Origin of the sequence: Acidovorax sp. (assembly GCF_046339755.1) — a bacterium.
Lineage (GTDB): Bacteria > Pseudomonadota > Gammaproteobacteria > Burkholderiales > Burkholderiaceae_C > Acidovorax.
Genome location: NZ_JBKDTZ010000044.1, coordinates 1 through 18,149, shown reverse-complemented (window position 1 = coordinate 18,149; position 18,149 = coordinate 1). Strand labels below are relative to the sequence as shown.

At 66.8% G+C, this 18,149-nt stretch carries 19 protein-coding genes; 5 read left to right on the top strand and 14 right to left on the bottom strand.

Going from position 1 to position 18,149, the window contains the following annotated elements; genetic code table 11:
• The 3 genes from ACK59X_RS03690 to ACK59X_RS03680 form a co-directional block, all read right to left on the bottom strand.
• Positions 1-394 (bottom strand): glutaminase (locus ACK59X_RS03690; RefSeq protein WP_409955271.1); only part of this gene is annotated, 394 nt, incomplete at its 3' end.
• A gap of 94 nt (positions 395-488) precedes the next feature.
• Entirely contained in the window at positions 489-1,127 is a 639-nt protein-coding gene (locus tag ACK59X_RS03685) for a 3-oxoacid CoA-transferase subunit B (protein WP_409955270.1), read from the bottom strand.
• 2 nt (positions 1,128-1,129) lie between these two features.
• The gene (locus tag ACK59X_RS03680) at positions 1,130-1,837 is read right to left on the bottom strand and encodes a CoA transferase subunit A (protein WP_184865521.1); all 708 of its coding nucleotides are present in this window, start codon (positions 1,835-1,837) and stop codon (positions 1,130-1,132) included.
• 77 nt (positions 1,838-1,914) lie between these two features.
• On the opposite strand from ACK59X_RS03680, the gene ACK59X_RS03675 reads away from it, so the two are divergent.
• The gene (locus ACK59X_RS03675; protein ID WP_409955268.1) at positions 1,915-2,460 is read left to right on the top strand and encodes a LuxR C-terminal-related transcriptional regulator; all 546 of its coding nucleotides are present in this window, start codon (positions 1,915-1,917) and stop codon (positions 2,458-2,460) included.
• 3 nt (positions 2,461-2,463) lie between these two features.
• Here ACK59X_RS03675 and ACK59X_RS03670 read toward each other — a convergent pair whose 3' ends face one another.
• The 7 genes from ACK59X_RS03670 to ACK59X_RS03640 form a co-directional block, all read right to left on the bottom strand.
• The gene (locus ACK59X_RS03670; RefSeq protein WP_409955267.1) at positions 2,464-2,856 is read right to left on the bottom strand and encodes a carboxymuconolactone decarboxylase family protein; all 393 of its coding nucleotides are present in this window, start codon (positions 2,854-2,856) and stop codon (positions 2,464-2,466) included.
• A 92-nt stretch (positions 2,857-2,948) separates the two neighbouring features.
• Positions 2,949-5,147, bottom strand: coding sequence for a catalase/peroxidase HPI (katG, locus tag ACK59X_RS03665; protein WP_409955265.1), 2,199 nt, complete (start codon positions 5,145-5,147; stop codon positions 2,949-2,951).
• Between the two features lie 146 nt (positions 5,148-5,293).
• On the bottom strand, positions 5,294-6,211 hold the full coding sequence (locus ACK59X_RS03660; protein ID WP_409955263.1) for an SMP-30/gluconolactonase/LRE family protein: 918 nt from the start codon (positions 6,209-6,211) through the stop codon (positions 5,294-5,296).
• A 16-nt stretch (positions 6,212-6,227) separates the two neighbouring features.
• Positions 6,228-7,208: a Bug family tripartite tricarboxylate transporter substrate binding protein gene (locus ACK59X_RS03655; protein WP_409955262.1), complete on the bottom strand. Its 981-nt coding sequence runs from the start codon at positions 7,206-7,208 to the stop codon at positions 6,228-6,230.
• Positions 7,209-7,245: 37 nt separating this feature from the next.
• On the bottom strand, positions 7,246-8,181 hold the full coding sequence (locus ACK59X_RS03650; RefSeq protein ID WP_409955261.1) for an NAD(P)-dependent oxidoreductase: 936 nt from the start codon (positions 8,179-8,181) through the stop codon (positions 7,246-7,248).
• Positions 8,178-8,864 carry an RraA family protein gene (locus tag ACK59X_RS03645; RefSeq protein ID WP_409955260.1) on the bottom strand — a complete coding sequence of 229 codons (687 nt, stop codon included), beginning with the start codon at positions 8,862-8,864 and terminating at the stop codon, positions 8,178-8,180. The genes ACK59X_RS03650 and ACK59X_RS03645 overlap by 4 nt, the downstream gene beginning before the upstream one ends.
• 182 nt (positions 8,865-9,046) lie before the next feature.
• The gene (locus ACK59X_RS03640; protein ID WP_409955258.1) at positions 9,047-10,042 is read right to left on the bottom strand and encodes a Bug family tripartite tricarboxylate transporter substrate binding protein; all 996 of its coding nucleotides are present in this window, start codon (positions 10,040-10,042) and stop codon (positions 9,047-9,049) included.
• 121 nt (positions 10,043-10,163) lie between these two features.
• Here ACK59X_RS03640 and ACK59X_RS03635 point away from each other — a divergent pair, with 121 nt between their 5' ends.
• The 3 genes from ACK59X_RS03635 to ACK59X_RS03625 are packed head-to-tail and all read left to right on the top strand — an operon-like array spanning position 10,164 to position 12,321.
• Positions 10,164-10,970 (top strand): IclR family transcriptional regulator, encoded by an 807-nt coding sequence (locus ACK59X_RS03635; protein ID WP_409955257.1) that lies wholly within the window; start codon positions 10,164-10,166, stop codon positions 10,968-10,970.
• 32 nt (positions 10,971-11,002) lie between these two features.
• Entirely contained in the window at positions 11,003-11,584 is a 582-nt protein-coding gene (locus ACK59X_RS03630) for a peroxidase-related enzyme (protein WP_409955255.1), read from the top strand.
• A 23-nt stretch (positions 11,585-11,607) separates the two neighbouring features.
• Positions 11,608-12,321, top strand: a complete 714-nt coding sequence (locus ACK59X_RS03625) for a hypothetical protein (RefSeq protein ID WP_409955254.1) — start codon at positions 11,608-11,610, stop codon at positions 12,319-12,321.
• 15 nt (positions 12,322-12,336) lie between these two features.
• Here the strand turns inward: ACK59X_RS03625 and ACK59X_RS03620 are convergent, their stop codons facing one another.
• The 4 genes from ACK59X_RS03620 to ACK59X_RS03605 all read right to left on the bottom strand — a co-directional run bounded on the left by ACK59X_RS03620 (position 12,337) and on the right by ACK59X_RS03605 (position 17,707).
• On the bottom strand, positions 12,337-15,420 hold the full coding sequence (locus ACK59X_RS03620) for an EAL domain-containing protein (RefSeq protein ID WP_409955253.1): 3,084 nt from the start codon (positions 15,418-15,420) through the stop codon (positions 12,337-12,339).
• Between the two features lie 170 nt (positions 15,421-15,590).
• Complete coding sequence (locus ACK59X_RS03615; protein ID WP_409955251.1) at positions 15,591-16,013, bottom strand: acyl-CoA thioesterase; 423 nt, start codon at positions 16,011-16,013, stop codon at positions 15,591-15,593.
• Positions 16,010-16,906 (bottom strand): DMT family transporter, encoded by an 897-nt coding sequence (locus tag ACK59X_RS03610; protein ID WP_409955250.1) that lies wholly within the window; start codon positions 16,904-16,906, stop codon positions 16,010-16,012. Before ACK59X_RS03610 ends, ACK59X_RS03615 begins: the two co-directional genes overlap by 4 nt.
• A gap of 18 nt (positions 16,907-16,924) precedes the next feature.
• A complete protein-coding gene (locus tag ACK59X_RS03605; RefSeq protein ID WP_409955248.1) occupies positions 16,925-17,707 on the bottom strand; it encodes an SDR family oxidoreductase in 783 nt (260 codons plus the stop codon).
• 140 nt (positions 17,708-17,847) lie between these two features.
• Here ACK59X_RS03605 and ACK59X_RS03600 point away from each other — a divergent pair.
• The coding region (locus tag ACK59X_RS03600) for an NAD(P)/FAD-dependent oxidoreductase (protein ID WP_409955247.1) at positions 17,848-18,149 on the top strand (302 nt) is incomplete at its 3' end.

Here is an 18,149-nt window from a genome sequence, read left to right as displayed (position 1 = left end):
GCGCCTCGCTGGTGCGCCCAGCCACCAGGCTGGTGGTGGCGATTGCACCAGCATTGATCATGGGGTTGAGCGGCGCACCAGTCTGGGGATGCAGGCTGATGGAGTTGAAGGCGTCACCGCTGGGCTCCACGCCCACCTTCTCGGACATGGCCTGCTGCCCCCGGTCGGCCAAGGCCATGCCGTAGACAAACGGCTTGGAAATGGACTGGATGGTGAACAGCTGTTCGGCATCACCCTCGCTGTAAGCCACACCGTCCATGGTGACGATGCTGATGCCCAGCCAATCGGGGTTGGCCTTGGTGAGTTCGGGGATGTAGCTGGCGAGCTCGCCGGCATTGACGCCGGCCAATTGTGCGTGCAGCGCCTGGAGGTAGGCGGCGATGGGTGCCTGCATGGAAATGTGCTCTTGGGTGGCCTGAGGTGCAGCCACTGAGCAATTCGCGTACCCGGCCCAGGCAAGCCGGGTACGCGCCCCTACCCTAGGGGGTTCAGATCAGCGGAACGCCCGTCTTGCTCTGGATGAACTCACGGGTCACGCCGTCGGCCAGTTCCACCAGCTTGAGGCCTTCGGGCGTCACATCCATCACACCCAGGTCGGTGATGATGCGGTCCACCACACCCACGCCGGTCAGCGGCAAGGTGCAATGCGGCAGGATCTTGAGGTCGATGCTGCCGTCCTTCTTCCTGGCCACGTGCTCCATCAGCACCACCACGCTCTTGACGCCGGCCACCAGGTCCATGGCGCCGCCCATGCCCTTGATCATCTTGCCGGGGATCATCCAGTTGGCCAGGTCGCCGCGGGCGTTGACCTGCATGGCACCCAGGATGGACAGGTTGATCTTGCCGCCACGGATCATGGCGAAGGACTGGTCAGAGCCGAAGATGGACGAGCCCTTGATGGTGGTCACCGTCTGCTTGCCGGCGTTGATCAGGTCGGCGTCCACCTCGTCTTCGTACGGGAAAGGGCCGATGCCCAGCATGCCGTTTTCGCTTTGCAGCCAGACCTCGATGTGGTCGGGCACGTGGTTGGCCACCAGCGTGGGAATGCCGATGCCCAGGTTCACGTAGAAACCGTCTTCGAGTTCTTGCGCCGCACGGGCGGCCATCTGGTCTTGGGTCCACGGCATGGTCAGGCTCCTGCTTTCTCGGTGATGGTGCGTTTTTCGATGCGTTTTTCAGGGTGGGCGTTGTGCACGATGCGGTGCACATAGATGCCGGGCAGGTGGATGTGGTCGGGCTCGATGGCGCCGGTTTCCACCACTTCTTCCACTTCCACGATGCAGACCTTGCCGGCCGTGGCGGCAGCGGGGTTGAAGTTGCGCGCCGTCAGGCGGAACTGCAGGTTGCCGGACTTGTCGGCGCGCCAGGCCTTGACCAGCGAGACGTCGGGCACCAGCGAGCGCTCCATCACATAGGTTTCGCCATCGAACTCGCGCAGCTCCTTGCCCTCGGCCACGATGGTGCCCACGCCGGTCTTGGTGAAGAAGGCCGGGATGCCCGCACCACCGGCACGCAGCTTCTCGGCCAGCGTGCCCTGGGGCGTGAATTCCAGCTCCAGCTCGCCCGCCAGGTACTGGCGCTCGAACTCCTTGTTCTCGCCCACGTAGGAGGAGATCATCTTCTTGATCTGGCGCGTCTCGAGCAGCTTGCCCAGGCCAAAGCCGTCGACACCGGCGTTGTTGGAGATCACGGTGAGGTTCTTCACGGCCGAATCGCGCAGCGCGTCGATCAGGGCCTCAGGAATGCCGCACAGCCCGAAACCGCCAACGGCGAGCAGTTGGCCATCGGCCACCACGCCTTCCAGCGCCTTGGCTGCGGAGGGAAAAATCTTGTTCACCACGATCTCCTTGCGAATGTTGGATGCGCTACGATACTACGTATCCGAATAAGTAGTACCCCGTAAAGACTTGCACTATGGACGTAGATTACCGGCTGGCGTTTGACATGGCCCCCGTGGGGCTGGTGCTGTCGCGCAACCGCACCATGGTGGACTGCAACCGCCACGTCTGCGAGATGTTCGGCGCCTCGCGCGAAGTGCTGATCGGGCAATCGTTCCAGATTCTCTATCCGAGCGCCGACGAATACGAGCGCCTCGGTGCCCACATGGAGCCCATCCTGAATGCGAAGGGCCATTACGCCGACAACCGCATCATGAAGCGTGCCAATGGCGAAGTATTCTGGTGCCACGTGTCAGGACGTGCATTGAACCGCGAAGACCCCCACGCCTCGGGCATCTGGAGCTTCGAGGACCTGAGCTCGCAGCGCCCCGTGAAGGCCGAGCTGACGGGGCGCGAACGCGAGGTGGCCGCACGCCTGCTCGAAGGCCTGACCTCCAAGGAGATCGGCCGGGCGCTGGAGATCAGCCACCGCACGGTGGAGATCTACCGTGCGCGCCTCATGCGCAAGTACAACGCGTCCACTGCCGCCGACCTCGTTCACAAATTGCTTGCAGGGGACTGAACCTTACTTCGGCCCATCCACCACCTCGGCCGCGGTGCGGAAGGCCTCGACCGCTGCCGGCAGGCCGCAGTAGATGCTGGCGTGCAGCAGCACCTCCTGGATCTCTGCCTCCGTGGCGCCATTGTTGAGCGCGCCGCGCACATGGCCCTTGAGTTCATGCTGCTTGCCCAGCGCGGTGAGGAAAGCCACGGTGACCAGGCTGCGCGTCTTCATGTCCAGGCCCGGGCGCTGCCACACATCGCCCCAGGCATTGCGGGTGATGAACTCCTGGATGGGCTGCGTGAACTCGGTGGCATTGCCAAAGGCCTTGGACACGAAGTCCTCGCCCATGACCTGCTTGCGCGTGGCCAGGCCCTTGTCGAAGTCCTTGGTGGATGGCGGTTGTTGCTGCGTCATGCGGGCTCTCCGGTTGGTTCGAGGCCGCGATGGTAGCCGCAGGTCACGCACAAGAAAAAATGCGACCCCTGAAGGGGGCGCATTCAAACCGCTCAGGCCTTGGATGCGGCCAGGTCAAAACGGTCGAGGTTCATGACCTTGGTCCAGGCCTTGATGAAGTCCTGCACGAACACGCCTTGCGCATCGCTGCTGCCATAGACCTCGGCCAGCGCACGCAATTGCGAGTTGGAGCCGAACACCAGATCGGCCACGGTACCGGTCCACTTCGCGGCGCCCGTGGCGCGATCCACACCTTCGAGCACGCCAGCGGCCGAGGCCGACTTCTGCCACTTGGTGCGCATGTCCAGCAGGTTCACGAAGAAGTCGTTGGTCAGCGTGCCGGGCGACTTGGTGAAGACGCCATGGCCGCCCTGCCCTGCATTGGCGCCCAGCACGCGCAAGCCACCGACCAGCACCGTCATCTCGGGGCCGGTCAGCGTGAGCTGGTTGGCACGGTCGATCAGCAGCTCGGCCACCGCGTCTTCTAGGCCGGGGCGCACGTAATTGCGGAAACCGTCGGCCAAGGGCTCCATGACCTCGAACGACGCCACATCGGTCTGCTCCTGCGAGGCGTCCATGCGGCCCGGCGTGAACGGCACGCTGACCTCCTGGCCGGCGCTGCGCGCGGCGGACTCGATAGCGGCAGCCCCGCCCAGCACGATCAGGTCGGCGACGGAGACCTTCTTGCCGTTGGTCTGCGCGGCATTGAACTCCTGCTGGATGGCTTCGAGCTTGCCCAGCACCTTGGACAGTTGCGCGGGCTGGTTCACCTCCCAGTCCTTCTGCGGTGCCAGGCGCACCCGGGCGCCGTTGGCGCCGCCGCGCTTGTCGCCACCGCGGTAGGTGGAGGCCGAGGCCCAGGCGGTGGAGACCAGCTCGGACACCGAGAGGCCCGACGCCAGGATCTTTGCCTTGAGCACCGTCACATCCTGCGCATCAACCAGGGCGTGGTCCACGTCGGGGATCGGGTCCTGCCAGATCAGCACCTCGGCCGGCACTTCGGGGCCCAGGTAGCGCACACGCGGCCCCATGTCGCGGTGGGTCAGCTTGAACCAGGCGCGGGCAAAGGCATCGGCGAACTGCTCGGGGTGCGCGAGAAAGCGGCGCGAGATGGCCTCGTAGGCCGGGTCGAAGCGCAGCGACAGATCGGTGGTGAGCATGGTGGGCACGCGCTTCTTCGAAGGGTCGTGCGCATCGGGGATGGTGGCCTCCGCACCCTTGGCCGTCCACTGGTGGGCGCCGGCCGGGCTCTTGGTCAGCTCCCATTCAAAGCCAAACAGGTTCTCAAAGAAGTTGTTGCTCCACTGCGTGGGCGTGGTGGTCCAGGTGACTTCCAGGCCGCTGGTGATGGCGTCGCCGCCAAAGCCGCTGCCATGCGTGCTGATCCAGCCGAAGCCCTGGTCCTCGATGCCGCCGCCTTCGGGCTCCTTGCCCACCAGCGCCGCATCGCCTGCACCATGGGTCTTGCCGAAGGTGTGGCCGCCGGCGATCAGCGCCACGGTCTCTTCATCGTCCATGGCCATGCGGGCAAAGGTGTCGCGGATGTCGCGCGCCGCGGCGATGGGGTCGGGGTTGCCGTTGGGGCCCTCGGGGTTCACGTAGATCAGGCCCATCTGCACGGCGGCCAGCGGTGTGGCCAGGTCGCGCTCGCCGCTGTAGCGCTTGTCACCGCCCAGCCAGGTAGTCTCAGCACCCCAGTAGACGTTCTCATCGGGTTCCCACACGTCGGGGCGGCCGCCGCCAAAGCCAAAGGTCTTGAAGCCCATGGATTCCAGCGCCACGTTCCCCGTGAGGATCATCAGGTCGGCCCAGGAGATCTTGCGGCCGTACTTCTGCTTGATGGGCCAGAGCAGGCGCCGGGCCTTGTCCAGGTTGGCGTTGTCGGGCCAGCTGTTGAGCGGCGCAAAGCGCTGCTGGCCGGCCCCGGCACCGCCCCGGCCATCGGCCAGGCGGTAGGTGCCGGCGCTGTGCCAGGCCATGCGGATGAACAGCGGGCCGTAGTGGCCGAAATCGGCCGGCCACCAGTCCTGCGAATCGGTCATCAGAGCATGTAGGTCGGCCTTCACGGCCGCGAGGTCCAGGCTCTTGAACTCCTCGGCGTAGTTGAAGCCGTCGCCCATGGGGTCGACGAGCGGAGAGCTCTGGTTGAGCGGGCGCAGGTTGAGCTGGTTGGGCCACCAGTCGGCATTGCCGCGGCCCTTGGGGGCGGCTGCCTTGGTGTGGTCGAACGGGCATTTGGCTTCTGTCGTCATGGGGGTCTCTCCTTGTCAGTGGTTCATGCACTTGGCGAGAGCCATCTTAGGAAGCAATCCATGGCGCATCAATTGAATCGATTGAATGCCTTTAATAGCCAATATTTATCAAAACAGCAAACCCATTGTCACAAGCCGGGTACCCGTCAACGAGCACGCGCCAACGGCAGGCCCGGGGCGTCCATGCGCGCCCGCAGGATCTGGCCGTGCGTGGAGTCGGTCACGAACACCGTGCGCCCACCCTCCCCGCCAAACGCCAGGTTGGTGGTGGAAGCACCCGCCGGCCCGCGCAGCACGGTCTCAGGTTCTGCCCGGTGGTTGAGCACCCAGACATAGCCCAGGCCAGGGTTGGCCACGAGCAGCCGGCCCTGCGCATCCACCGCCAGCCCGTCGGGGCCACTCGGACCATAGGAGGTGAAGAACTGCCCCACCTTGGCCACGCTGCCGTCGGGCAGCAGCGGCACACGCCAGACGCAGTTGCCGCGCGTCACGGCCAGGTAGAGCACGCGGCCATCGGACGACAAGGCCACGCCGTTGGGGCTGGGCACATTGGCCAGCAACAGGTCGAGCTGGCCGCTGGGCCGCAGCCGGTACAGGCGCCCGCAAGGGTCGTGCAGGCCGCTCTGGCCCTGGTCGGTGAAGTACAGATTGCCCTCGGCATCGAACACCAGGTCGTTCACGCCCTTGAAGCGCTCGCTGTTGCGGCGTTCCAGGTACGGGGTCACACGGCCGCTGGCCACGTCCAGGCGCACCAGGCCATTCTTGTAGTCGGTGATGAGCAGGGTGCCGGCATCGAAGAACTTCATGCCGTTGGGCTCGCCGTCGTACTCGGCTACCACGGTCCAGGTGCCTGCGGGGTCGATGCGCAGGATACGGCCCCAGGGGATGTCGGTCACATAGAGGTTGCCGGCACCGTCGAACACCGGGCCTTCGAGGAACGAGTCGGTGATGGCCGCTGCGCGGTTGGCATCGGCCCAGGCGCTGCGCTCGCGCCGGCGCAGCGCATCGGGCATGGCAGTGAAGAGTTCGAGGTCGCGCACCTCGGGCACTTGCAGCAGAAACATCACAGGCTCCCCTGGCTCATTGTTTCTCGAACCCCGTCTTGGCAGCAATGGTGCCCCACATCGCGTTGCTGTCGTGCAGGATCTTGGCAAATGCAGTGGCATCCACCTGGCGCGCATCGGCGCCCATGCCTTCGGCAAAGGCCTTCATGTCGGGCGTGGCCATCGCCGTGGCGATCTCCTTTTGCAGCCGCTGCAGCACAGGAGCCGGTGTGCCCTTGGGCGCCCACAGCCCCGTCCAGTTGACCACGCCGAAGTCCTTGACGCCGGCTTCTGCAAAGGTCGGCACCTCGGGCAGTACCGCCAGACGCTTGTCGCCGCTCACGGCCAGAAGGCGCAGCTTGCCGCCGCGCACATTGCCCATCACCCCGGTCGTGGAGGCGAACTGCATGTCGATGGTATTGCCCAGCACGGCCTGCGTGGCCTCGGCCGCGCCTTTGAAAGGCACGTGCATGAACTTCGCGCCCGCCACCATGCCCAGCGCCTCGGCCGCAAAGTGCGGCGTGGTTCCCGCGCCGCCCGAGCCATAGGTCACGGCGCCCGGTTCCTTGCGCGCCTTGCCCAGCAGGTCGGCCAGCGTCTTGTAGGGGCCACCCGCATTCACCACCAGGGCCATGGGCGCGAACACATAGGCGGCCACCGGCACCAGGTCCTTCTCATGGTCGAAGGGCAGCTTCCTGAAGATGTGCGGCAGCAGCGAATAGGTGGTGTCGTTGGCTACCAGGGTGTGGCCATCGGCCTCGGCGCGCGCGACCTGGGTCACGCCGATGGTGCCCGTGGCACCGGGGCGGTTTTCCACGATGAAGCTCTGGCCGGTCTGCTCGGTGAGCTTTTGCGCCATCTTGCGCGTGGCCACGTCCACGGCGCCGCCGGGGCCATAGGGCACGATCAAACGCACCGGCTTGGCCGGCCATGCCTCTTGCGCCTGGCTTGCTCCGGCCAGGCAGAGGGCAAAGTACGCCAGGGCGAAACCACGGCGGTGCAACACGGATGGGTTCATGAAGTCTCCTGATTCTTGGATTGGCAAGACCGATGGCTCAAGCTGTGGTGGCTGCCTGGCGTGCGAGCACGTCCAGCAGGTTGCGGGCCGCGCCCACGCCCATGTTCACGTAGGCATCGCTGGTCACGCCGCCGATGTGCGGCGAGAGGATGACATTCGCCTCGCCCTGGAAGGGGTGGCCCGCCACCATGGGCTCCACGGCAAAGCTGTCCAGGCCCGCGGCCATCACCTGTCCGCTGCGCACGGCAGCCAGCAGCGCCGCCTCGTCGATCAGGCCACCGCGCGCGGTGTTCACCACCACCACGCCGCGCTTGCACTGCGCCAGGGTGGCGGCATTGAGCATGCCGCGGTTCTCGTCGGTCAGCGGGCAGTGCAGCGAAATGGCGTCGGAATCGCGCCAGATGGCAGCCAGGTCCACGCTTTCGATGTACGCTGGCAAGTTCTTGGCAAATGGATCAAAGCCGATCACGCGCATGCCCAGCGCATTGGCCATCTTCGCAAAGCGCAGGCCGATGGCGCCCAGGCCGACCACGCCCACGGTGCGGCCACCGAGTTCCTGGCTGTTGTGCGTGGCCTTGTCCCAGTGGCCGGCATGAATGCGTGCGTCGAGCGCCACCACCGACTTGGCGCAGGCCAGCAGCAGCGCCAGGGCCTGCTCGGCCACGGCCGCGGCATTGGCGCCCACGGCGGCCACCACCTCGATGCCGCGCGCCTTGGCGGCCAGCTTGTCGATGGTGTCCGTGCCGCTGCCGTGCTTGGAGATCACCTTGAGCGAAGGCGCGGCGTCCATCACGGCCGCGCCGACCTTGCCGTAGCGCACGATGATGGCCACCGGGTCGTGGGTGCGGCACAGTGCCACCAGGTCGTCTTCGGTGGGCGCCTTGCCGGCGTAGACGATCTCGAAGTCTTCAAGCAGTGCCAGGGCCTGGGGAGCCAGGTCGGCCCCGGTCACGATGAGGGCGGCGCGGCTCACAGCGACTCCCCTTCCTTGAGCACGCCGGCTGCGCGCAGGGCCGCGGGCAGCCACTTCGATGCCGTGTCGCCGCGGGCGATGGCCTCGATGCGGGCGGCTTCGTCGGCCACCTTCTTGTCGGCCAGGGCCATCATCGCAGGGGCTTTGGCGCGCTCGATCACCACCACGCCATCGGCATCGCCCACGACCAGGTCGCCCGGGTTCACAAACGCGCCTCCGGCCGAGATGGGGTGGTTGATGCGGCCGGGCACGTACTTGGTGGGGCCGGCAGGATTGAAGCCCGCGCTGAACACGGGGAAGCCGAGCTCCAGCAGTTCAAGCTTGTCGCGGATGGCGCCGTCGACGATCACGCCCGCCAGGCCCAGCTTCTTGCAGGCGCTGAGCATCAGCGTGCCCATCAGGGCAGCAGTCTGGTCGCCCTTGCCGTCGATCACCAGCACGTCGCCGGGTTGGGCCAGCGCGATGGCGGCGTGGATCATGAGGTTGTCGCCCGGGCGCACCTCGACGGTGAAGGCCGGGCCTGCAACCTTCATGTCCTGGTGCACCGGGGCCACGCGGGCATGCATGGTGCCGCGGCGGCCGGCCACGTCGGCAAGGATGGCGGCCTGGAAGGTGGCGGCTTTCTGCACGACTTCGGCGCTGACGCGTTCGATGTCACGGATGATGTCTGGAAGCTGGCTCATGGTGGATTCCTTGTAGAGAGCACGGAAAGCGGTGGAACCGGTACGGCAGCGCCGGCAGTGGCTGGGACATGCCCATGCCGCAGCGCGACCGCTGACTTGAAGCGGCTGCAGGCAATGCAGGTGAAAGGTGGGCAGGGCAACGCGTTGGTCGCGCGGCCCCTGCGGCTATCGAGTCCTGGGGACTAGTCCAGGCTGGCGCCCGAGTCCTTGACGATCTTTCCCCAGCGCGGCACTTCGGTGCGCAGCAGCTGGGTGAACTGCTCGGGGCTGCCGCCCATCACGTCGCCGCCTTCGCTGCGCAGCTTCTCGGCCACGTCGGGCTGCTGCAGGGCCTGGTTGATGGCCTTGTTGAGCTGGGCCACGATGGGCGCGGGCGTGCCGGCCGGCGCGAGGATGCCGAACCATGTCACGGCATCGAAGCCCTTGTAGCCCGACTCGGCGAGCGTGGGCACATCGGGCAGTTGGCTGGCGCGCTTGGCCGAGGTGATGGCGATGACCTTGAGCTTGCCGTTGCGCACCTGGCCCAGCAGCGTGGGCACGGAAGACATGTACAGGTCGATCTGCCCGCCGACCAGGTCGGTCATGGCCTGGGCCGCGCCCTTGTAGGGGATATGGCGCAGCTGGATGCCGGCCGCGTTCTCGGCCAGTTCGCCCGAGAGATGGGCCACCGTGCCATTTCCGGAATAACCCAGCGTGACGGCATCGGGCTTGCCCTTGGCGGCAGCCACCACATCGGCAAAGGTCTTGTAGGGCGAGTTGACGGGCGCCGCCATCACGATGGGCGAGGACGACACCAGCGCCACGGGTACCAGGTCCTTGAGCGGATCGTAGGGCAGCTTGGGGTAGAGCGTGGGGTTGATGGCCAGGTTGCTGGTCTGGCCCATGACGAGGGTATAGCCGTCGGGTGCGGACTTGGCCGTGGCGTCCACGCCCAGGTTGCCGCCAGCACCCGGCCGGTTGTCCACGATCACGTTCCACTTGTTCTGGTCGGTGAGCTTTTGCGCCACGGTGCGCGCGATCATGTCGGTGCCGCCGCCGGGTGGAAATGGCACGATCAGGCGGATGGGCTTGCTGGGGTACGCGGCCTGCGCCAGGGCGGCGCCGGTGGGCAACGCAGCGGCGGCCAGGCCCAGGACGGTGGTGCTCAGGGCGCGCGAAAGCGATGGAAAAGCGAACATGGATCTTGTCTCCGTTGTAGTGGTGGACCGCAGCGGCTGCACTCCCGATGCGATGGACGCGACTGTACGCAGACGTTTCAACCCATACAATGCTGTTGCACCCAATGAAACAAAGTTCACCATGAGCAACACCGCCAAAAGCCGCTCTTCTGCCAGCCCCAACGAACCCGCCCCCCCACCCGAGGCACGGGGAGCACAGGAGTCCGGCGGTGTCATTGCCGTGACCCGCGCGCTGCAGGTGCTGGAGGCCTTTGCGCTGGGTGAATCGAGCCTTCCGTTGGCCGAACTGAGCCGGCGCTGCGGCCTGCACAAGACCACGGTGCTGCGGCTGGCGCGCACCCTGGCGCAGTCGGGCTTCATGGTGCAGCGCGAGGATGGCGACTGGCGCCTGGGCCCCGCCGCGGGCTGGCTGGGCGCGCGCTACCAGGCGGGGTTCGATGCGCAGAACGTGCTGGAACCCGCGCTGCGCGAGCTCTCCCGGGTGACCGGCGAGAGTGCTGCCTTCTACGTGCGCGAGGGCCAGGTGCGCACCTGCCTGGTGCGCGTGGAGGGACCACAGGGGCTGCGCCACCATGCACGCATGGGTGAAGGCCTGCCGCTGGACAAGGGCTCGCCGGGGCGCGTGATCCTGGCCTTCTCGGGCGAGCCCGGCAGGGCCTACGAGGAGATCCGCAAGAAGGGCTACTACTGGTCCATCGGCGAGCGCGAGAACGGCGTCGCCACCGTGTCGGCACCGGTGTTCGGCATGCACTGGCGGCTCATGGGATCGGTGTGCATCTCGGGGCCGGAATCGCGGCTGCCGGCCGAGAAGCTCGAAGCGCTCGCGCCCACCGTGATCGCCGCGGCCACACAGCTGTCGTATGCGCTGGCGGGCAAAACGGCAGCGCCCTCGCAAGGCCCGGTGCGCGCCACCCATTGGCATCCGTGATACTGGCGCCATACCACCCAAGGAGACCGACTTTGACCCGCTACCCCTTCCCCTCGCTCGACAGCCTGCCCGAGGACATCCGTACCCGCATCCACGAAGTGCAGGAGAAGGCCGGCTTCGTGCCCAATGTGTTCCTGGCCTTCGCCCGGCGACCGGCCGAGTGGCGCGCCTTCTTCGCCTACCACGATGCGCTGATGCTCAAGGAGGAAGGCAGCCTGACCAAGGGCGAGCGCGAGATGATCGTGACCACCACCAGCGCGGCCAACCAGTGCCTGTACTGCGTGGTGGCGCATGGCGCCATCTTGCGCATCTACGAGAAGAAGCCGCTGGTGGCCGACCAGGTGGCAGTCAACTACCGCAAGGCGGAGATCAGCCCGCGCCAGCGCGCCATGCTGGACTTTGCGATGAAGGTCTGCGAGCGCTCGCACGAGATCGAGGATGCCGACTTCACCGCACTGCACGCGCATGGCTTCGACGATGAGGACATCTGGGACATCGCGGCCATCACCGCCTTCTTCGGGCTGAGCAACCGCATGGCCAGCTTTGCCGGCATGCAGCCCAACCCCGAGTTCTACCTGATGGGCCGCGTGCCCACGGCCAAACCGGCCGCCTGAGGCAGAGGCGGCCCATGCATCCGATGGCGCCACCCTGCGCCCTGCTGGCAGCGTGCCTCCTCAGCGCCAGCGCCCAGGCGGGCCCCAGCGGCTTTGTCGGGGGCGGCGGCACGCTAGCTGCGCAGCCCCTGCCGGTGCAGGTACCCACCGGCATGCTCTCGCCCCTTTCGAGCACCATGCCGCCCCTGCTGCTGCGCAAGGACGGGCCGGTGTACTACCTGGCCATGGGCCTGGGCGTGCCACGCTACGGCATTGCCGACCAGCCGGGTGCCGGCGCCTGGCGTGTGGTGCCCGATGCGGACTGCGCCCGGCTCGAACGCGTGGCGCTGGACGAGGTCAGGCAGCCGGGAGTGCAGCCGGTGACCGTGCAGCAGAACGCGCTGCCGCTGCAATGCGCCGCCGCGTTCGAGGACAGTTGCCCCAGCCGCGACCAGCGGCTGCGCATTGCCATCGTCTTCCAGGGCAGCCGGCGCACGGCGCTCACCGGGGGCGGCTTCTTCGGCAGCGAGGGGAAGATCACCACCAGCTTCTACACCGGTGTGCGCACGCTGAGCATCGAGCACCTGCCTTCGGGCCGCCACTGGCACATGCACGAAAGGCTGCAGGACTCCGCTGCCTACAGCGCACCGCAGACGGCTATCCGCTACCTGCCGGAGCTGCAGCGGCTGCTGTTGCTCGGGGTGGGCAGCGGCACCCCGGGTGCGCAGGGCGACTGCATTGCCCTGCCCCCGGGCTGACGGGGAGGCGAAGGCTCAGGAAAAATTTTCCTGCTGCTGTGCCTGCGCGCCGGCCGCAGGGCGCCTGGCAAGCAGGGCCGTCAAGGCCTCCACCGACATCGGCCGGGCATACAGATAGCCCTGCACCTCGTCGCAGCCATGGTCCTTGAGGAAGTCGCGCTGCTCGGGCGTTTCCACGCCTTCGGCGATCACGCGCAGCTTCAGGCTCTTGGCCATGGCGATGACGGCCGAAGCGATGGCCTCGGCCTCCTCGTTCCCATGCTTGCCCAAGTCCAGGATGAAGGAGCGGTCGATCTTGAGCTTGCTCACCGGAAAGCGGCGCAGGTAGCTCAAGCTGGAGTAGCCCGTGCCGAAGTCGTCGATGGCGATCTGGATGCCCATGCCCACCAGCTGGTGCAGGATGTCCACGGCGGCATCCGTGTTGTCCATCAGCGTGCCTTCAGTCAACTCCATCTCCAGCGCACCGGCGGGCAGGTCGAACTCCGAGATGACACGGCCCACCTCGTGCAGGAAGTCAGGCGCCTGGAACTGCACCGCCGAGAGGTTCACGGCGATGGGCAGGGGTGCCAACCCCTCGCTGCGCCAGCGCGACCAGATGCGCGCCGCCTCGCGCAGCACCCAGTTGCCGATTTCCGCGATCATCCCCGAGGATTCGGCAATCGGAATGAACCGCGCCGGGGACACCGGGCCCCGCGTCTTGTGCGTCCAGCGCAGCAGGGCCTCCATGCCCACGGGCTGGCCATGTGACAGCGTGAACTGGGGCTGCAGGTGCAATTCGAGTTCGCCGACGTCGATGGCCTGGCGCAGATCCACGGCCAGCAGCATGTGGTCGTAGGCCGAGGCATTCATCTCGGGCGCATACAGGCGCCAGGTGTTGCGCCCGTGGACCTTGGCGATGCGCATCGCGGCTTCCACGTTGTGCAGCAGGTCCTCGGCCGCGTGCGCATGCTCGGGATAGCTGGCGATGCCGATGCTGGCGGTGGGAGAGACCGGGTGCTCCTGCGGCCCCAGGCGGATGGGCGGGGACAGCAGCGCGCGAACCTGGCTGATCAGCAGGGCATGGGTGACGGGGTTGCCCGAGAGCACGAGCATGAATTCATCGCCGCCATAGCGGTACAGGCCCTTGAGGTCGGCGCTCAGCCCCTGCAGGCGCCTGGCGATCTCGACCAGCAGCACATCGCCCTGGGCATAGCCGAACGATTCGTTGATGCCCTTGAAGCGGTCCAGGTTCACCAGCGCCAGCGACAGGCTGTTGTGCGGGGATGCCGCCTGGGCATCGACACCAGCGATGTACAGCGGCAACTCCTGCTCCAGCCGGGCCCGGTTGGGCAGCCCCGTGACCGGGTCATGGATGGCAAGGTACTGCGCCTGGCTCTCGGCCTGCTTGAGGCGCGTCAGGTCCGTGAACAGGTCCACATGCTGCTCCACCTGGCCATCGGCACCGCGGTGCGCACAGACCAGCAGACGCGCCGGAAAGGCCGTGCCGTCCTTTCGGCGGATGTGCATCTCGCCCTCCCAGAAGTCCTCGGCCTTGAGGATGGCACGTGCACGCTCCACCCCCGCAGGGTCGAGCCCCGCATTGAGGATCACCGTGGGTTGGCCCTGCAGATCCTCGAGCGTGTAGCCGGTGATCCTGGTGAGGTGCGGATTGATCGAGACGACGCGCTTGTCACGGTCGCCGACCACGATGGCGACGGCGGACCGGCTGAAGAAGCTCGCAGCCACGCGCAACTGCGTTTCCACCTCGGCCTGGCGCGTGATGTCACGGCCTATGCCCACAAAATAGCGCTGCCCCTCCGACTCGAAGCAGCCGACGGTACCTTCCAGCAGGAAGGTGCTGCCATCGGCGCGCAGCCGGGGGATGCGCACATGGCGCGATTCGCCGGGCTGCATGGCCTCCAGGATGGCGGCCTGTGCCGCGGCGTTGTCCGGCGGCCGCAGGCGCTGTGCGTTCATGCCGATGAGCTGCCCGCGCGGATAGCCATAGACGTCGACCGCCGCCTGGCTCACGTCGAGGATGGTGCCGTCGTTGTCGGTCAGGAAGAAGATGTCGGTCGAGTCCCGCATCACGTGCTCGTAATGCCGGCGCAGCCCGGCCTCGCGCGCGGCGTGGCGGTGGCGGTCGCCGCGGCGCCAGGCGGCATAGAGCAGCGAGCCGAACAGGATGAGCACCGCCGCCCCGAGGACCAGGAGGCGGCTGCGGTCTGTCACCGCCGCATACACCGCCTTCTCAGGCATCAGGCTCAGCACCATCCACGATGGCAGCAGGATGTTCTCGCGCCGGGCCATCACCTCCACGCCATCCCGGTTGCGGCCCTGCGCCGCGGAAACCCCTGGCTCGGTCAGCAGCGACTCCACCACAGGCCCGTCCCCTTGAAGCGCCTGCAGACCGGGCCCGCTGGCCGCGGCCAGGATCTGCAGGCCACGTGCATCGCGGTGCACCAGAATGGTCTCGCCACCCCAGTTGGGCAGCCTGGCCTTGGCCAGGGTATCCACCAGCCACTGCAGGTCCATCTCCATGTAAAGCACATGGCCCGTTCCGCGGGTGCTGTCGGCAATGCTGCGCGCCAGCGCCAGACGCAGCCCTGCACCACTCTCTGCTGGCAGTTCGATCCAACGCGGGTACGCACCCGTCCCGGCCTGCGCCACGCGGCCCAGTTGCTGCGCGTCCAGTGCGGCGCCGCTGCTGAAAACCGCCTTGTCGGTGCCGACATCCACGATCGCAATGCTTCGGTAACCGTAGACGCGGCGTATGCCTTCGAGATGCTTTTGAATGAACGGAGCGTACTCGGCGCGCTGCGCGTCGCCCTGCCACCAGTGGTCGAGTGCCTTGACCAGCAGGGGATTGGAGCCGATGGCCTCGGCATCGCCGGAGCGCTCCGCGAGCCAGGTGTCCAGGGAGTGGGCCGAAAGTTCGGAGGTGACCCGCAGGGTTTCGGACGCAGCCTGTTCGGCAGCCCGCTTGCCCTCAAAGTGCAAGGCGATCCCGAGCGCGATCACACCGGCGACAAAGACGGCAAAAGCCAGTGGGACCGCCCAGCCGTGCAGGCGGGCACCGGATTGAGCACCGCTGCGCTCAGGGCTGCTGTCTGTGGCCATGGCCGAAACCCCCGTGACAGGCAAGCGGCGTGGCCAGGAAATCGCACGCTCGCCCATTGCAACAATGAACCCGCACAACCCCCATCAGCTGTGCACTGCAGGCCATGTCAGACCGTGCCGATGCTCTGGATTTAGTCCGATTCGGGAGGGGGTGTCAAGGCGCCCCGCCGTCATCCGTTGACAATGGCCAGCATCCACTCCGGCAGGGCCACGGCCTTCTTCTGCGGAAAGTCCACCCAGATGGTGGTGGCGCCGCCCGCAGCGTAGATGACACCCGGCCGGTCCACCCGCTCCATGGTGCCCCAGGTCTCGAAAGTGGTGCGGCCCGGGTCGCTCACGTAGAGCTTGAGCAGCACGTCAGCCGGGTACTCGAGCTGCTGGTAGAAGTTGCAGAAGGCGTTGACGATGACCGGCCCCTGGCCCGAGGGGTCGGGGTTGCAACCCACCGACACCATCCAGTCGATGCGCGCCGTCTCCAGGTAGCGGAAGTACACGGTGTTGTTCACGTGGCCCATGGCGTCCATGTCGCCCCAGCGCACGGGAAAACGCATCTCGTGCACCAGCTTCTTTGTCTCGGGGATTTCAATTTTCATCGGTGTGCCTTGATGGAAGCGAGGATGCCCAATGTGAACAGCGCGGCGGCTGCCCACTGCGCCAGCGTCGGCCAGCGGCCATCCCATGCGAAGGAATATACGAGAGCGAACAGGGTTTCGCTCACGATGAGCTGCCCGCACAGGCTGGCGGACAGGCGCTGGCTGGCGATGTTCCACAAAATGGTGGCCAGCCAGCTCGAGCCGAAGCCCAGCGCCAGGCACACGGCCACGAAGCTGCCGAACCCCGGCTGCGCCGCCAGCTCGGGCAGGCTGGTGCCGCCCGCCAGCCACAGCAGCAGGCCGCCCAGTCCCGTGGCCACACCCAGCCAGTTGGCCCAGTCGGTCGCGCGCACCTCGGGATGGCGCTTGAGCCAGGCGGAGTTGAAGACGGCGAAGGCCGTCCAGAACACCAGGGCCACCAGGACAATGGCGATGCCGCGCCAGTAGCGGCCGGCGCCGGGGGCGGCCACATCGCCATGCGGCACCTCGGCCATCAGCACCAGGCCGGCCACCGTGAGCACCAGCCCGGGCACCAGGGCCGCCCAGCGCAGGCCCTGGGGCTTGCCCAGCAGCATGACCCAGACTGGAATGGTGCCGATGATCAGCGCCGGCATCTCGGCCCCGGCATCGCGGATGGCCCACACCAGCAGCAGGTAGTACCCCGTGAAGCCCAGCACCGACAGCCACAGTGCCGCCCAGGCCTGGGCCCAGGTGGGCCGGCGCGGATTGCCGCGCAGGCCCCAGGCCAGCATGCCCAGGGCCACCGCGCCAGAGGCCACGAAGCGTCCCGCGGTCAGGTCCACCGAGGCAAAGCTGCCCGCCATGCGCGGCGCGACGAAGACCAGCCCCCAGAGCGCGCCCGCGGCGAGCCCGGCCAGGATGCCGGTCAGCATCGGGGGATCAACCGGCGCTCAGACCGCAAAGCCATCGTCCGCAGCGATCACGGCACCGTTGATGAAGTGGCTCTGGTCGCTGGCCAGCATGACGATCAGCGCATCCAGGTTCTCGGGCGCACCCACGCGCTTGCGCGGCAGCATGTCGATGAGCTTGCGCCCCTGCTCGGTCTGCCAGTGGCGGTGGTTGATCTCGGTGTCGATGTAGCCCGGGCAGATGGCATTGGTGTTGATGCCGAACTTGCCCCACTCCAGCGCCATGGCCTTGGTCATCTGCACCACGGCGGCCTTGCTCATGCAGTAGGCACCGATCTGCGGCAGCACCTTGAGCCCCGCCATGGAGGCGATGTTGATGATGCGCCCGCCCGTGAAGCTGCCCGGCGCCGCCCCGCGCGAACGCGCCAGCATGCGCTTGCCAACCTCCTGCGCGACGAAGAAGGCACCCTTGACGTTGGTGTCGAAGATGAAATCGTAGTCCTCGGGCGTCACGTCCTGCAGGCGCTGCGTGGTGCTCACGCCCGAGTTGTTCACCAGGATGTCGATGGAGCCCATCTCGGTCTCGGCATGGGCCACGGCGGACTTGATGGAGTCGTGGTCGGTCACATCGAGCTCGATCACATGGGCGTCGCCCCCCTCGCCTTCGATGCGGGCGCGCAGTTCCTTGAGCTTTTCGATGCGGCGGCTGGCCAGCACCACCCCGGCGCCCGCACGCGACAAAGTGCGCGCGAACTGGGCGCCCAGCCCGCTGGAGGCACCGGTGATGAAGGCCACGCGGCCGGAAAGATCAATGCTGTATGCCATTTAGAGAGCCTCCACTGCAGAAAAAAGAACGATCGTTCGATTATTTAAAATAGGGCAATACAATCAGTCTCCAGACAGACAGAATCCTGGCCCCTGTCCGAAGACAATCACTCGATTATCAAACGCACGACGAAACACCCATGACGAACGAAGAAATCCTCGCCCAGTATGGTCCCCGTGAAGCAATGGAATACGACGTGGTCGTCGTGGGCGGCGGCCCCGGCGGCATGGCCACCGCGATCCGGCTCAAGCAGATGGCCGCCGCCAACGGCAAGGAGATTTCGGTCGTGGTGCTCGAAAAGGGCTCCGAGCCCGGCGCGCACATCCTGTCGGGCGCCGTGATGGACCCGCGGGCGCTCACCGAGCTCTTCCCGGACTGGAAGGAGCGCGGCGCGCCCCTGACGACGCCCGTGAGCGAGGACCGCTTCTACCTCCTCACGAA

Excerpts from the sequence above, each read along its gene's own strand:
- ACK59X_RS03685 (WP_409955270.1), bottom strand. The coding sequence starts at position 1,127 with ATGCCGTGGACCCAAGACCAGATGGCCGCCCGTGCGGCGCAAGAACTC.
- ACK59X_RS03675 (WP_409955268.1), top strand. The coding sequence starts at position 1,915 with ATGGACGTAGATTACCGGCTGGCGTTTGACATGGCCCCCGTGGGGCTG.
- ACK59X_RS03670 (WP_409955267.1), bottom strand. The coding sequence starts at position 2,856 with ATGACGCAGCAACAACCGCCATCCACCAAGGACTTCGACAAGGGCCTG.
- katG (WP_409955265.1), bottom strand. The coding sequence starts at position 5,147 with ATGACGACAGAAGCCAAATGCCCGTTCGACCACACCAAGGCAGCCGCC.
- ACK59X_RS03660 (WP_409955263.1), bottom strand. The coding sequence starts at position 6,211 with ATGTTTCTGCTGCAAGTGCCCGAGGTGCGCGACCTCGAACTCTTCACT.
- ACK59X_RS03655 (WP_409955262.1), bottom strand. The coding sequence starts at position 7,208 with ATGAACCCATCCGTGTTGCACCGCCGTGGTTTCGCCCTGGCGTACTTT.
- ACK59X_RS03645 (WP_409955260.1), bottom strand. The coding sequence starts at position 8,864 with ATGAGCCAGCTTCCAGACATCATCCGTGACATCGAACGCGTCAGCGCC.
- ACK59X_RS03640 (WP_409955258.1), bottom strand. The coding sequence starts at position 10,042 with ATGTTCGCTTTTCCATCGCTTTCGCGCGCCCTGAGCACCACCGTCCTG.
- ACK59X_RS03635 (WP_409955257.1), top strand. The coding sequence starts at position 10,164 with ATGAGCAACACCGCCAAAAGCCGCTCTTCTGCCAGCCCCAACGAACCC.
- ACK59X_RS03625 (WP_409955254.1), top strand. The coding sequence starts at position 11,608 with ATGGCGCCACCCTGCGCCCTGCTGGCAGCGTGCCTCCTCAGCGCCAGC.
- ACK59X_RS03620 (WP_409955253.1), bottom strand. The coding sequence starts at position 15,420 with ATGGCCACAGACAGCAGCCCTGAGCGCAGCGGTGCTCAATCCGGTGCC.
- ACK59X_RS03615 (WP_409955251.1), bottom strand. The coding sequence starts at position 16,013 with ATGAAAATTGAAATCCCCGAGACAAAGAAGCTGGTGCACGAGATGCGT.
- ACK59X_RS03610 (WP_409955250.1), bottom strand. The coding sequence starts at position 16,906 with ATGCTGACCGGCATCCTGGCCGGGCTCGCCGCGGGCGCGCTCTGGGGG.
- ACK59X_RS03605 (WP_409955248.1), bottom strand. The coding sequence starts at position 17,707 with ATGGCATACAGCATTGATCTTTCCGGCCGCGTGGCCTTCATCACCGGT.